We start from the raw sequence: 13,995 nt of genomic DNA on the forward strand, positions 1-13,995 counted from the left end.
CAATACTCGGGACTGCCAGTCGGCGTCCATGGGCTTAGGTGAAAATTAATCGCGTCACTGGCTTGCGAATTTCTTGTCGTATTTTGAATTCGACTTAGGCGCCGACGCCTCTCAGCCGTCGGATGGTAAATGCACTTCCCAAGGCCATTGCCCCTGCGGCTGCGAGGCAAAGCGGTAGGCCGCCAGCCTGATAGCTGACCCCAGACAGCAAAGTGCCAATGAGCCTCCCTGCCGCATTTGCCATGTAGTAAAAGCCTACGTCTCTGGTGATGCGCTCCCTCTTTCCGAGGGCGAGAATGAGATAAGAATGAACCGCAGAATTGACGGCAAAAACGAAGCCAAAGATTAACAGCCCAACGATCAAGACAAGGGTGAGCCAAAGTGGTCCACTGGTCCAAGCAATAAGTGCTGCAAGCGCTAGCACTACGGGAATGGGAACAAGCCGTGTTGCCCAGGATCCGGCGTTTTCAATCGTTTGCGCCAGTGATTGATCTGCCCCACCAAGTATGCGCGGGGCCAATGATTGGACCAAACCATAGGCGATGATCCACAAGGCCATGAAGCCGCCCACGAGGAAGAAGGCTTCTCGCCGCCCCTCAACTGTGCCGTCGGAAAGAATTGTCGAGAAGTAGATCGGCAGCCCCACGACAAACCAAGTGTCTCGGGCTCCAAAAAGGAAAAAGCGTGCAAGGCTAAGTTGATTGACCCGCCGATCCGCTGACCGCCATCCCGACCATTTTTCCGCAGACTTGGCGCGCCCGGGAAGGCCCGCGGGAAGAAACAGTAAAACGGCGATCAAGATTGCTGCAAGAATGACGGCCATAGCCAGGACTGTGGAGCGAAATCCCGCGAGGCCAAGCAGCGCAGCGCCCAAGAAAAAGCCAAATCCTTTCACGGCGTTTTTTGACCCTGTCAGCACGGCCACCCAGCGGAACAGTGCCCCATTGCCGTTAGGAGCAAGCAGCTTGACAGCCGACTTCGACGACATTTTGGCCAGATCCTTGGCTACCCCGGACAGGCCTTGGACAGCCATGACAAAGGCAACAGAGGCTGTGATACCCCAAGCAGGGTCTAACTGAGCAAGCGCCAAAAGGGCAAGAATCTGCAGCGAAAGCCCTGCATAAAGCGTGCTGGCCAAGCCAAATCGCGCGGCAAGCCAGCCTGCGCCCAAATTTGTGATGATGCCGGCGACTTCATAAAGAACAAAGAGCCATGCCAGTTGAATGGGTGAGAAGCCAAGTTGGTTGAAGTGCAAGAGCACTAGCATCCGCAACGCGCCGTCGGACAACATGAAAGCCCAATAGGCAGCCGTCACGGCAGCATAGGCGCGAAGCGGGGAGGGTCCTTTCACAATGCCCCCGCGACCATACGGACAATATCTGCCAAACGGCAGGCGTAGCCCCATTCATTGTCATACCAAGCGTAGATCTTCACTTGGGTGCCGTTGATTATCATGGTCGAGGGGGCGTCGATGATTGCTGACCGTGGATCATTGGTGAAATCGCAGGACACCAAAGGGCGACTTTCATAACCAAGGATACCCTTTAGCGAACCCTCGGCAGCAGATTTAAACAAAGCATTGACCTCATCCGCAGTGGTCCCACGTTCAACCTCGAAGACGCAATCTGTAAGAGAGGCATTCAACAGCGGCACGCGGACAGCATGGCCGTTCAAGCGCCCCTTGAGTTCAGGGTAGATCAGTGTGATCGCCGTCGCCGATCCAGTTGTCGTCGGGATAAGGTTCATCAGCGCCGAACGGGCGCGACGCATATCCTTGGCGGGGCGGTCGACGATGGTTTGGGTATTGGTCACATCATGGATCGTGGTGATCGAGCCGTGCTTGATGCCAAGGTTTTCATGAATGACCTTCACGACCGGGGCAAGGCAATTGGTGGTGCAAGAGGCCGCCGTGATCAGGCTCTGTGACCCATCAAAAAGATGGTGGTTCACACCATAAACAAGGTTCAGTGCCCCCCCATCTTTAACGGGGGCGCTTACGACGACCTTCTTTACGCCGGCTTCGTAATAGGGCGCAATCTTGGCCGCAGTCTTGAAGACACCCGTGCAATCAACGACGAGATCCACGCCCAAATCGGCGAGTGGCAGTGAGGAAAGTGCCTTTTCGTGCGTGAGCGATACGGACTTTCCATTCAAAACCAGAGCGTTTCCGCCTGCACTTACGGGCGTATGCCAGCGTCCGTGTACGCTGTCGAACTCCATCAAGAGTGCGTGCTGTTCTGCGTCTCCTTCTGGATCGTTCAGCAGAACAATTTCACCACCTGAGCCCTGGTCGATCAGGTTGCGCAGGGCAAGTTTTCCAATGCGGCCGAGGCCGTTTAGTGCGATGCGGGGCATGTGGTCAGGCTCTGTCTTGTGAAAGGTGTTGTGACGACAGGCCGATGGCATCGACATGTCTTTGCTGTGATAGTCGCGTCAGCCGATCCAGAGGCAATTGGGTAAAGGCTTCGACACGTTTTCGCATCTGGGCATAGGCTTCGGCAAATTTGGCCGCCCTTTCTGCTGCGGAAGCTCCGCTGTCTGTTGGGTCCGGAATCCCCCAATGCCCGGTGATCGGGCGACCCGGCCAAGGCGGACAATCTTCTCCGGCAGCGCGATCGCAGACAGTAAAGATAAAATCCATTTCTGGTGCATCGGTGCTTTGGAACTCGGACAACGATTTGGAGCGGAGCGTTGTCGTCTCGTGCCCACTGCGGGCCAGCACTTCCAGCGCCAATGGATTTGGTGCTGATCTGGGGTGCGTTCCGGCCGAATAGGCGCGAAAACGGCCCTTGCCCAGATCATTCAAAAGAGCTTCGGCGAGAATGGAACGCGCACTGTTAGACGTGCAGAGGAACAAGACGTTTAGGGGCCTGTGATCTATACGGGGGGAAGGCTGTTCTACAGACAGTTCCGCAAACTCTCCAACGAGGTCGGGCCTCATGCGGCCAATATCGCGTGCAAGATATCTGATCAGCGCTTCCGTGGCTCGCAGCTCAACTGCATAAAAGAGTGACCGTCCCTGCCTTTCGCCACGGATCAGACCCGCCACCGACAATTCGGAAAGATGATGTGACAAGGTATTGGGTCGAAGCTTTAGCGCCGTTGCGATTTCGGTGGGTCTAACACCTTGCGGCGCAAAGCGCATCAAAAGCCGGAAAACGGCCAATCGTCCCGGATGACCGAGCGTTGAGAAAGCGAGAATGGCGTCATTTATTTCCATAATTCACGAATATTGGAAATAAATGGGGGATCAAGTGAAATTTTTGTAACGACACCAGACCAGAGTTTCCTCTGGCCAAGTAAAAATTTGCTTCTACTTTCGACGTCAGGAATTCGGACGAATGCGTGGGCCGGTTCCCTTGGCAAAAGCATCCAGCCGTTCGCGCGCCGCTGCCTGAGTATTCACAACGCCAGCCACACATGCTTCGGCATAGGCCGCATCAAGGGCAGACATGTTGTTCATATGGCTGATCGCAGAGCAGATGGCGAAATTCGTCAGCGGCAAATTCTGCGCCGCGCGCTGGGCAAGCGAAAGCGCCACGTCAAAGCTTGACCCTTCTACAAGGTACTGGGCAAGTCCGACGTCAATCGCTTCTTGTCCCTTATAGACCCGCCCAGTGAGCATCATGTCGATCATCCGTGCCTTGCCGACCAGATCGGAAACACGGATCGTTGCTCCACCGCCGGTAAATAGCCCACGTTGACCTTCCGGCAGGGCAAAGTAGGTGGATTGGTCGGCCACACGAATATGGGCTGAAGAAGCCAGTTCCAAGCCCCCGCCGACGACGGCCCCTTTCAGCGCAGCGATGACCGGAACGCCACCATATTCCATCTTGTTGAACGCCTCATGCCAACGAAGACAAAGCTGCCAGAATTCGGCGGGTGTGCGGTCTTCTTTGTGGTGCTCGACAAGGTCTAATCCAGCACAGAAGTGATCGCCCTCTGCGGCCAAAACAACAGACCTTACACCGGTCTGGGGCAGGGTGGTGAAGAGTGCCACCAGTTCCTCGATTGTATCGGCATTTAGTGCATTCCGCTTGGCCGCCCGGTTCAACGTCGCGACAAGGACACCATCGTCATGCAGGTCGAGTTTGATGTTCGACAATTCGGGCAGGGCTTTCATGGCTTTGGTCCTTGTGCGTCTTGAGTTTTGTCTTGTCGTATGAGGTCAGTGGGTATTGCAGGCTCTGATGGGCTAGCCAAGGGTCTTGGCAAGGTTGCGGAGGATGAATTTCTGAATTTTGCCTGTCGCAGTCTTCGGCAATTCCTGCACCAGCACCCATTTCGGAGTTTTGAAGCCCGCCAGTTTCGATCGGCAGAACGCGATAATTTCCTCCTCTGTCGCGGTTTGTCCGTGCCGCAGTTCAACAAACGCACAGGGAGCCTCACCCCAGAGAGGATGTGCCCGGGCGACGACAGCGGCGGCAGAAATTGCAGGGTGGCGGTATAGAACGGCTTCGACCTCGACGCTCGACACATTCTCTCCGCCCGAAATGATCACATCCTTCAGCCGGTCGCGGATCTGGATATAACCGTCGGGATGCATCACTGCGGCATCGCCTGACCAGAACCAGCCATCCTTAAAGGCCTCGGCAGTTGCGGGAAGGTCTTTGTAGTAGCCTTTCATGACTGTGTTGGCGCGGATCGCGATTTCTCCTTGGGTCACTCCATCGGCTGGCACATCTGCACCAGTTTCGCGGTCTACCACGCGGATTCCCTCGACCATCGGGAATGTCACACCTTGTAGGGCCTGTTTTTCGGCCTGCTCTGATTGCGGAAGCTCTGCCCAATCATCTTGCCAAAGGCATTGCGAAATATGGCCGTAGGTTTCGGTCAGCCCGTAGACCTGCATCACTTCCAACCCAAGCCGCGTTGCCTTTTCCAGCACCGAAGGCGGAGGCGGTGCACCCGCGGTCAACGCTCTGACCTGTGGCTCAAAAGGTGCAGCATCCGGGCTGTCGCAAAGCATTTGTAGAATGATAGGTGCCGCGCCGAAATGGGTAACGCCATTGGCGCGAATGGTGGCCATCAACCCTTTTGGCGACGGGTCGGTCGGAAAAATCAGATGCGCGCCGACAATTGCCATTGCCCAAGGATGGTTCCAACCGTTGCAGTGGAACATTGGAACAACTGACATGTAGACCGGGTTCGCTGGCAACGACCAACCGGCGATCGTTCCCATAGACATCAAATAGGCGCCACGATGGTGATAGACGACACCCTTGGGGCGGCCTGACGTGCCCGAGGTATAATTCAGGGCCAGCGCTTGCCATTCGTCCCTTGGCAAGATCCAGTTCATCGGCTCGCTCTCAGCGAGGTCTTCGTAATTCGTTTGGCCACCCCCCCCCGCGCCGATGTCGATGACCGGGATTTCCGTACCGTTCTGCGCAAAGGCATCGCGCAGAAGTGGGGCAAGAGACGTATCAGCGATGACGAGTTTGCAGTCCGAGTGAGAGAGGATATAGGCGACGGTTTCTGTTTCCAGCCGTGTATTGATTGTATTCAGAACGGCCCCGGCCAGCGGCACGGCGAAGTGCAGCTCAAACAGTTCAGGTCGGTTGGGGGACAGCACTGAAATGGTGTCGCCCAAGCCAACGCCCCTTGCCGCCAATCCTGCAGCCACGCTGCGCACTCTCTGCCCGACCTCGGCCCATGTATGGCTAGTTTCGCCATAAGTCGTTGCCGGGCGCGTAGAATAGACCTGTTCAGCCCGCTTTAGGAATGACAGGGGCGACAGCGCGACATGGTTCGCTGCCGTTACGGGCAGGGCATCAAAATGGGCGTGCATGGATCAAATTCCTCCCTCGATCCGTCACAAGAAGCTCTGCCGGGGCTCCTACTTTTCAGCAGCTTGCCCCGCCAGGGGCCGCATTCCAAGACCTGTCCAGCAGATCAAAGGAAGGGCAACTCTACCAATCTGGCCGAGACCGGCCCCTTGGCGCGACTGACAGTGACTTCAGTTCCCGCAGCGATGTCGGACTGGACCAAGCCAAAACCGATATTCGCCTTCATTCGGTAGGACCAAACGCAGTTGGTCAGCATGCCGACCGATTTGCCGTTCACCTGAATTTCTTCGCGCTGCATCCCCAGCGGGGCAGGTGTGTCACCTTCAAGAATGACCCCAAGCTGGTGTCGTTTTACACCTTCGGCCTTGATGCAACGCAGGGCCTTGATACCCACCACGTCATCCGGAACATATAGGTCGACATATTTTTCAAGGCGTACTTCAAACGGGTTCGTCATGTCGTCCGTATCGCCGCCAACCGAAACAAGGCCGCTTTCGACACGTTCAGGCGTTGCCGGTGCGCCCGGACCGATGTCCCAGGGTTTGCCCGCTTCTTTGAAGATGTTCCAAAGCTGGGTGCCTTTGGTGCCATCACGCAAGTAGATTTCAAATCCGCCCTGCTTTGACCAACCAGAGCGTTGAACAGCTACCGGTATGCCTTCGATTTCGGTTTCCCTGAACCAGAAGTATTTCAGGCTGCGCACCCAGTCGCCCAACACGTGGGCTACTACGTCTTCAGCCTTTGGGCCTTGCAGCGCCATAGGCGAAACGTCAGGTTCGGAAATTTCGACGTTCAACCCACGTTCAGCGGCGATGGCCCCTGCCCAAAGTTCCACATCGCTGTCGGCAATCGAGAACCAGTAAAGGTCATCTGCCAATTTGAGAAGGATCGGGTCGTTGATGATCGTGCCGCGGTGATTGCACAGTGCCACATACTTGCCCTGACCAACCGCGCATTTTGTCAGATCACGCGGCGACAAAATTTGCGCCAGCTTCCCCGCATCGGGGCCTTTCAGTTGAATCTGCCGTTCAACCCCCACATCCCATTGCGAAACACCGTTGATCAGTCGCCAGTATTCGCCCTCAGGGTCTCCATAGGATGTTGGCATGACCATACGGTTGTAGACATTGGCCATTTTCAGGCCATCGGCGACCGCAGCCTGAAAAAACGGCGAGGGGCGAATGCGGGTATTGGGCTGGAAGGAAAACACCGGGCAAAACCTCCTGATCGGATGGCTCGAAATGATGCTACTGGCGCGGTTTGGTCAAACGACGTATTCAGGGGCTAAGCCCCTACGAAAAGTTATGCATAAGTTGGGATAGCCATGGTCGCTAATGAACTGCCCCCGCTAACTTGGTTGCGCGCCTTTGAAGCCGCAGCGCGAACGATGAGTTTTACTCAGGCGGCCGCAGAACTTCATGTGACACAGGCCGCAATTTCCAAACATGTTCGATCTCTCGAACTGCACTTACAGCAGGCATTGTTTGTGCGTCGTCCACGCTCGTTGGAATTGACAAAATCAGGCGCGGCCTATCTGCCGAAAGTTCAAGATGCTCTTGATCGTCTGGCGATTGGCACACGCGAAGTCTTTGGCCGCCGCAAGAACCGGGCGCTCACCCTGCGCTGCGCGGTTTCCTTTGCTGTAAACTGGCTATCGCCACGGTTGACCGCCTTTCTGGAGGCAAATCCGCAGGTGTCGCTGCGTGTTATTTCCAGTGTCTGGAATGACAGTTTCGACAAAGATCTGTTCGATCTGGATATTCAGTATGGCACAGGCGATTGGCCCGGATTTGTCAGCCACAGACTTACCTGGGAGACAATCACGCCGCTTTGTGCCCCAAACTTGGCAATCGGGAAACCTGACGATCTGGCGCACCACAGACTGCTGCATGTCTTGGGCTATCAGCAGGGCTGGGGCATCTGGCTAAATGCGGCGGGTGCGAAGGGCGTTGATCCGGGGCAGGGGGTTCAGCTTGACACCTCTCTCACCGCTTTAGCGATGGCTGCGGCGGGGGCGGGAGTCGCTTTGGGGCGGTCGTCGCTGGCCAGCCATGACCTCGAGTCTGGGCGGCTCATTGCGCCATTTGATCTAGCCGTGCCAATTGACGAAGCGTTTTACTTGTTGGAGCCGAAAACCAGCAACGCGCATCCCGATGCAGCGTTGCTGGTAAAATGGTTGCGAACCGAAGTGGCCTAGGTGTTATTCAGCCGCCTCACGCTTGGGCAAAACCCAATTCGGGCGGGGGAAGTGGCAGGTATATCCGTTGGGAATACGCTCAAGATAGTCCTGATGCTCTGGCTCGGCTTCCCAGAAATCACCCACAGGTTCCAGCTCCGTAACGACGCGCCCCGGCCAAAGCCCAGAGGCGTTGACATCTGCAATGGTTTCCTCGGCGATCTTCTTTTGATCCTCGGTCACATAATAAATGGCCGATCGATAGGAAATGCCGCGGTCATTTCCTTGCCGGTTCGGCGTGGTCGGGTCGTGGATCTGAAAGAAGAATTCCAGAAGGCGACGATAGCTGGTTTTTTCAGGATCGAACCAAATCTCGATTCCTTCGGCATGAGTGCCGTGATTGCGATAGGTGGCGTTGGCCACATCGCCACCGGTATAGCCAACACGGGTCGTTTGGACACCGGGCAGGCGGCGGATCAGATCCTGCATGCCCCAGAAACACCCACCAGCCAATACTGCGCGTTCCATCGTCATTTCCCTTCTACTTGAGACAGATAGGCGCCGTAACCTTCTGCTTCCATTTGATCTTTTGGCACAAAGCGAAGGCTTGCAGAATTGATGCAATAACGCATCCCGCCCATGCTGCGTGGACCGTCCGGGAAAACATGGCCCAGATGACTGTCGCCATGTTTCGACCGCACCTCTACCCGGCGCATTCCATGGGTCAGGTCGGTATGTTCCGTGACCATCGCTGGATCAATCGGTTTGGAAAAGGCGGGCCAGCCGCAGCCAGAATTGAACTTATCGGACGAAGCAAAGAGCGGTTCACCGGAAACGATATCGACGTAAATGCCGGGTTCGAAGTGATGGTCATATTCACCGGTAAAGGGCCGCTCAGTGCCGTTCTTTTGTGTGACGCGAAACTGTTCGGGCGTGAGGCGTGCCAGAGCGTCTTCGGTCTTTGCATAGGTCATGCGGAGTCTCCCTTTGCTGCGTATGACGATATAGGAGCGGACCAGCCCCAAGGCAAAGCAAGTGTAACAGTCTTCCCCTTGCCGTGAGGCGCGTGCAATAGCTGTAACATTCCTGAAAATGACGCTTTTAAGTCAAAGTGCCGTTCAGTCGTTGTCGCTTCCACCCGCACCTGCATCCGCTCTGGATTGCAGGGACGGTGGAACGGTCGTTTGCAAGGCAAGCCGTTCCAGCCCTGCAAGGGTTTCGGCGGGCGTCGCTACACATTGGTTCGACCGCGAAGGGTAAGGTGCACTCGCCTGAGCTAACCGCAAAGGCGATTGTTCAACCGTCAAGAGTTTCGCCGCGTCTAAAGGTTCGCCTGCATGAATATATTCGTTGCCCAAGGTGAGAGAGACGTCGTTCAGGTCCACCTTAAGCGCCTCCAACTGTGGCGGGATGATCGTTGATAAGAATGGAAGAACCAGGACCGGAAAAGCGACTTTGCCCGCAATCGAAAGTCTTTGGGAAAAGCCTTTTTCAGAGTCGCTTGAGGCGGCAAAATCGCTGAGTGTCATGCCAAGAGCGATTGGGCAAAGCGGAACCTTTGCATTCTCGTTGTCCCATCCGCCCAAACTCCAACGTGGGCGCATCTGATGCCAGCCTGATATCTCCACCTGTCCAAGATGGGCCAACAATGGCGAAAGCCCGTCCAAGCCAGCAGAGTGCAACCAGCCTGCAGCAAAGCCCGCTTCCTCGGCGACGCCCCAGGGCAATCCCGCACCACGCGCAGCTTTTGCGGCAAGGGCTTCGGTTTCGTTCCGGGAAAGAATGACCCGGGTTTTGGGGTCAGTCATTGGGCGGATCCTGTTGCAGATCCAGCGGGTAGGGGCAGTCCTGAAAAAGGCTGATCCGCACCCATTTGTCAGACCTCGGATCAAATCGACTTGCGCCAAAGAATGCCAGCTTGCAGCGCATCAAGTCGATGGGCCGCATTTCGGCGGCGATGAGGTTGTCTTGCACCTCGGCATAAGGAAAGCGGGCCGCAATTTGCAGGCGGCGCGCCATCAGTCGGTGCTCGGGATGCGCTAACAAGAATTCTGCGACGGTTGTGGCATCGTCATATGCGGCACAGTCCCGCGCCAACTCCTGAGTCAATTTTGCTATGCACAAGGGTTGCTCACGCTCGGCGCCGTCTTCGCTGGCGCGTTCTCCTAGGCGAGGTTCAAGCTTTTCTTCTGAGACATACCAAAACCGGGTGGATTGTTTGGGATCAGAAAAATCCAGTCGAAGCGCCCAGTCATATCGATCAAGTAGAACCCGTCGCAATTCTGCCAACGGCATCTTGCCTTGAATGCGGAACGCTGCGCTTTCGTCTGCAGCCATACAGGTGGCCAAGCCATCGACGATATCGCCATGCGGCTCCAGAAGCAAAGCCAGCAAGGCCTCTTGACCTTCAAGGCTTAAATTTGCTTCGCCCCACTGCCAAAGCGCGTCCCAAGGCCGGGGATTGGGGCCGGGAAAGACGGACACCTGCACAGCGATCTGATCAAGGTCACGGACAAGCGCTTGCAACTTCAATCTCTGAAAGGGGTGATCAGAGTGCCACTTTCTTGCATTTTCCACGGCCCGTTGATGTGCCAGCCGCAGTTCTGCAACCGATTTCGCGTCTGCTTTTTCGCATGATCGAACGCGGGAAAGCGCCTCTTCGCGCACCACCATCCAATGATCCAGCAGCATTGGATGACGCACCAAAAACGGCGCCATGCCAAGACCGGTGGAATTGCCGACGCCCAAACCACGCTTCAAATCCGGGTGCAGTGGCACCGCTTTCGTCCCGCCCTTTGCTCGTGCCAGGTGCTCTACAATATCGACCGTAAACTGTCGCGTCAGCCAAACCGACAACATCTCGGCCTGAAACGGCTCGGCCAATTCGAGTCTGCCGGACAGATCGCGCCGATCAGCGGCCCCGAATTTTCCCGAGCCATAAACGGCAGTCGTTCGCATCAGATAACCGACGGCTTCTACCTCTGCCCTGTCCGGCTGCGAGCCTTGGGACAAACGATCGACCACATGCGAAAACAGCCGAACCGACCGGTTGGCCCGGCTAAGGGACAACTCGCGGGCACTGATGCGTCCTGCCTCCTGTAACGGCACATTGGCCTCAAGCCGGTCTAGGTCGGATTCACTGGGCTCGCCATCAAACAGTGCAAAGGTCGCGTCCCATGCCGTGGCAATGACGCGGTCTGACCGAAGATGGTCAGGCAGATCATGGGCAAACACCACAAGCGAATAAGTACGGTCTGGACCTTTTGCGCGGTAAACGGCGCGGCCCACACCATTCGGGTCGATGGTCCATTTCGGACGGTCAAAATGCCAAGCGCCACTTGTCATGCGCCGCAACATGATCCGCAGGAAGGAAAGTCTTGTCGGATGAGCCGACCCCATGCGCGCAAGACGCATGACCACCGCAGGCGCACGCCGAGGCACAGTGTTGTTTGCAGCGGGGGCAGTCACGGTCGATGACATGGTAAGCACTCTAGTAATGATGCTACTTCAGATGCGCCCATCGTCAAGCGAGAGGCCGGTCGCTGTCTTCGGGTCAAAACTTACAGAAAAGAAGCGCTGCCAATTTCCCCCCATGATCAAGGCCACTTCATCGGTCGACATACCGACCTTGGCCAAACCTTCAGAGATCAGTTGGAAGTCACGATTGTTCTCGAACCATTCTGGCATGGGCGGGAAGCCGGGTGCAGAGGCTGAGCCTTCGCCATAGTCGATCCGCTTTGTCCACCGACCCACGCGCATCCATTCGACCACGCTGTCAGGCTGGTCCTGACATAGGTCACTGCCAATCCCCAGATGCTCGATCCCCATCAGATCGGCCGTTCGAGCAATCATTTCGCAGAAGTCCTGCAGGCGGCAGGCACTGCCGTCTTTCAGGTGATGGGGATAAAGCGAAAACCCCAGCATGCCGCCGCTTTCGGCCAGGGCACGCAGAACGCGATCTGATTTGTTACGAAGGGCCGGGTGCCAACTTGCCGGGTTGGCATGCGTGATTGCGATGGGGCGCGAGGACATGGCAATAGCTTCTAGGGTCGATCTTTCGCCTGAATGGCTCATGTCGACAACCATGCCGACGCGGTTCATCTCGGCCACGACTTCCCGCCCCATCCGGGTCAGGCCGCTGTCCTCTGCCTCATAACAGCCACAGGCCAAAAGCGACTGGTTGTTGTAGGTCAATTGCATGAAACGCAGGCCAAGCCGGTGAAGAACCTCGACAAGGCCAATGTCATCCTCGATGCATGACGGGTTTTGTGAGCCAAAGAAGATGGCTGTGCGTCCCGTTTGGCGCGCCGTTGCGATATCTGTTGCGGTAAAACCCTGAAAGATCAGATCTGGAAACTGCTCAAACCATCGGTTCCAGCGTTCGATGTTCAAAACTGTTTCGCGAAAGGTTTCGTGGTAGGTGATGGTAACATGTACCGCATCCACACCACCCGCGCGCATCTGGCGGAATATTTTTTCTGACCAGTTGGCATATTGAAGACCGTCGATCAGCGGCGTCATTCTGGCATTCCCGCAGCGACGTATGCCGTCTTGACGTTGGTGTAGAATTCGGCGGCATAGCGCCCCTGTTCCCTTGGCCCAAAGCTAGATGCGCCACGTCCGCCGAAAGGCACATGATAATCGGTGCCCGCGGTGGGCAGGTTCACCATCACACATCCCGCACGCATGTTGGCGCGGAAATGGCTGGCGCGGGACAGGCTGCGGGTCATGATCCCGGCGGTCAGTCCAAATTCACTGTCATTTGCGATAGAGAGAGCCTCGCCATAGCTGCCAGCCTTGATGACACAGGTGGTGGGGGCAAACATCTCCTCTCGGTTGATACGCATGTCGTTCCGGGTCTGCGTAAACACCGACGGTGCCATATAGTGCCCGTTGGTTGCACGTTCCAACGCAATGCCTCCACAGACCAGTTCCGCGCCTTCGGATTTCCCGATCTCGATATAGCCAAGATTTTGCTGCAACTGCTCAGCGGAAACGGCGGGTCCGATTTGCGTGCCGGTTTCCAATGCATGGCCGACGTTCAGGGATTTGGCGACTGAAACCATTTTTTCTACAAAAGCGTCGTGAATGGTCGCATGGACAATCAGTCGACTGGCCGCTGTGCATTTCTGTCCCGTTCCGCCAAAAGCCGCATTTGCGGCATGGGCAACGGCAAGATCAAGGTCACAGTCCTCCATGATCAGCATCGGGTTCTTTGACCCCATTTCCATCTGGACCTTGGTCATGTTGGCCACCGCCGAGGCTGCGATCTGGCGACCGACGGGAACCGATCCGGTAAAGCTGATCGCGTCAATCATTGGGCTTTCGACAAGCGCTTGACCGATATCGCGCCCTGACCCCATCACTAGATTAAAGAGACCTTCAGGGATATCTTGGCGCGTGATGATCTCGGTCAGGGCAACCGCGCTTGCAGGTGTCAGGTTCGCCGGCTTCCACACAATCGCGTTGCCAAAGGCGAGCGCAGGGGCAATCTTCCATGCAGGGGTCGCGATCGGGAAGTTCCAGGGGCTTACAATGGCAACGACACCCACAGGGTCGCGGCGCACGTCGATTTCAATGCCGGGTCGTACACTTTCGGCCAAATCGCCGTGGTTGCGCAGGGCCTCAGCAGCAAAGTAAGTAAAGAACTGCCCTGCGCGGTAAACCTCGCCTTTTCCTTCCGTAAGTGGCTTGCCTTCTTCGCGCGATAAAAGCCTGCCGATCTCTTCGGCGCGCGCCATCAACTCGGTCCCAATAGCCATCAGAACATCATGGCGCTTTTGCACACCTGCTTTCCACCACAGGGTTTGCGCAACGCGAGCGGCAGTTAGAGCTTCGTCCAATTGGCCTTTGCTCGCTTGCGCGAAATGACCAATTACGTCGGATGTGTCCGACGGATTGATATTTGCAATTTCTGACGTTCCTACGGTCCATCGTCCAGCGATATGGTTCTGGGTTTGCAATGTGGTCCCTCCGCTGACTTGGCCTCTGATAGATCGTAGACCGACGAATTTATTTCAGGCAATCTTAATT

The 13,995-nt window shown here is 56.2% G+C and carries 13 protein-coding genes; 1 reads left to right on the forward strand and 12 read right to left on the reverse strand.

Going from position 1 to position 13,995, the window contains the following annotated elements; translation table 11 throughout:
• Positions 1-94: 94 nt before the first annotated feature.
• From arsJ to ACSBLW_RS01435, 6 genes are all read right to left on the reverse strand, one after another.
• The gene (gene arsJ / locus ACSBLW_RS01410; RefSeq protein WP_435260009.1) at positions 95-1,354 is read right to left on the reverse strand and encodes an organoarsenical effux MFS transporter ArsJ; all 1,260 of its coding nucleotides are present in this window, start codon (positions 1,352-1,354) and stop codon (positions 95-97) included.
• Complete coding sequence (locus ACSBLW_RS01415) at positions 1,348-2,355, reverse strand: ArsJ-associated glyceraldehyde-3-phosphate dehydrogenase (protein WP_435258465.1); 1,008 nt, start codon at positions 2,353-2,355, stop codon at positions 1,348-1,350. The genes arsJ and ACSBLW_RS01415 overlap by 7 nt, the downstream gene beginning before the upstream one ends.
• A 4-nt stretch (positions 2,356-2,359) precedes the next feature.
• On the reverse strand, positions 2,360-3,220 hold the full coding sequence (locus ACSBLW_RS01420; RefSeq protein ID WP_435258466.1) for a helix-turn-helix domain-containing protein: 861 nt from the start codon (positions 3,218-3,220) through the stop codon (positions 2,360-2,362).
• A gap of 105 nt (positions 3,221-3,325) precedes the next feature.
• The gene (locus ACSBLW_RS01425) at positions 3,326-4,123 is read right to left on the reverse strand and encodes a crotonase/enoyl-CoA hydratase family protein (protein WP_435258467.1); all 798 of its coding nucleotides are present in this window, start codon (positions 4,121-4,123) and stop codon (positions 3,326-3,328) included.
• A 72-nt stretch (positions 4,124-4,195) separates the two neighbouring features.
• On the reverse strand, positions 4,196-5,788 hold the full coding sequence (locus ACSBLW_RS01430) for an AMP-binding protein (RefSeq protein ID WP_435258468.1): 1,593 nt from the start codon (positions 5,786-5,788) through the stop codon (positions 4,196-4,198).
• A gap of 104 nt (positions 5,789-5,892) precedes the next feature.
• The gene (locus ACSBLW_RS01435) at positions 5,893-6,996 is read right to left on the reverse strand and encodes a glycine cleavage T C-terminal barrel domain-containing protein (RefSeq protein ID WP_435258469.1); all 1,104 of its coding nucleotides are present in this window, start codon (positions 6,994-6,996) and stop codon (positions 5,893-5,895) included.
• Positions 6,997-7,110: 114 nt separating this feature from the next.
• On the opposite strand from ACSBLW_RS01435, the gene ACSBLW_RS01440 reads away from it, so the two are divergent.
• The gene (locus tag ACSBLW_RS01440) at positions 7,111-7,983 is read left to right on the forward strand and encodes a LysR substrate-binding domain-containing protein (RefSeq protein ID WP_435258470.1); all 873 of its coding nucleotides are present in this window, start codon (positions 7,111-7,113) and stop codon (positions 7,981-7,983) included.
• 3 nt (positions 7,984-7,986) lie between these two features.
• Here ACSBLW_RS01440 and msrA read toward each other — a convergent pair whose 3' ends face one another.
• From msrA to ACSBLW_RS01470, 6 genes are all read right to left on the reverse strand, one after another.
• Complete coding sequence (msrA, locus tag ACSBLW_RS01445; RefSeq protein WP_435258471.1) at positions 7,987-8,496, reverse strand: peptide-methionine (S)-S-oxide reductase MsrA; 510 nt, start codon at positions 8,494-8,496, stop codon at positions 7,987-7,989.
• Positions 8,493-8,936 (reverse strand): peptide-methionine (R)-S-oxide reductase MsrB, encoded by a 444-nt coding sequence (msrB, locus tag ACSBLW_RS01450; protein ID WP_435258472.1) that lies wholly within the window; start codon positions 8,934-8,936, stop codon positions 8,493-8,495. Before msrB ends, msrA begins: the two co-directional genes overlap by 4 nt.
• A gap of 144 nt (positions 8,937-9,080) precedes the next feature.
• Positions 9,081-9,770 carry a DUF3726 domain-containing protein gene (locus ACSBLW_RS01455; RefSeq protein WP_435258473.1) on the reverse strand — a complete coding sequence of 230 codons (690 nt, stop codon included), beginning with the start codon at positions 9,768-9,770 and terminating at the stop codon, positions 9,081-9,083.
• Complete coding sequence (locus tag ACSBLW_RS01460) at positions 9,763-11,442, reverse strand: hypothetical protein (protein ID WP_435258474.1); 1,680 nt, start codon at positions 11,440-11,442, stop codon at positions 9,763-9,765. The genes ACSBLW_RS01455 and ACSBLW_RS01460 overlap by 8 nt, the downstream gene beginning before the upstream one ends.
• Positions 11,443-11,469: 27 nt before the next feature.
• Positions 11,470-12,483: a membrane dipeptidase gene (locus tag ACSBLW_RS01465; protein ID WP_435258475.1), complete on the reverse strand. Its 1,014-nt coding sequence runs from the start codon at positions 12,481-12,483 to the stop codon at positions 11,470-11,472.
• Complete coding sequence (locus tag ACSBLW_RS01470) at positions 12,480-13,925, reverse strand: aldehyde dehydrogenase family protein (RefSeq protein WP_435258476.1); 1,446 nt, start codon at positions 13,923-13,925, stop codon at positions 12,480-12,482. Before ACSBLW_RS01470 ends, ACSBLW_RS01465 begins: the two co-directional genes overlap by 4 nt.
• Between the last annotated feature and the right edge of the window lie 70 nt (positions 13,926-13,995).

The sequence above is a fragment of the Thioclava sp. FR2 genome (genome assembly GCF_051200875.1).
GTDB lineage: Bacteria > Pseudomonadota > Alphaproteobacteria > Rhodobacterales > Rhodobacteraceae > Pseudotabrizicola.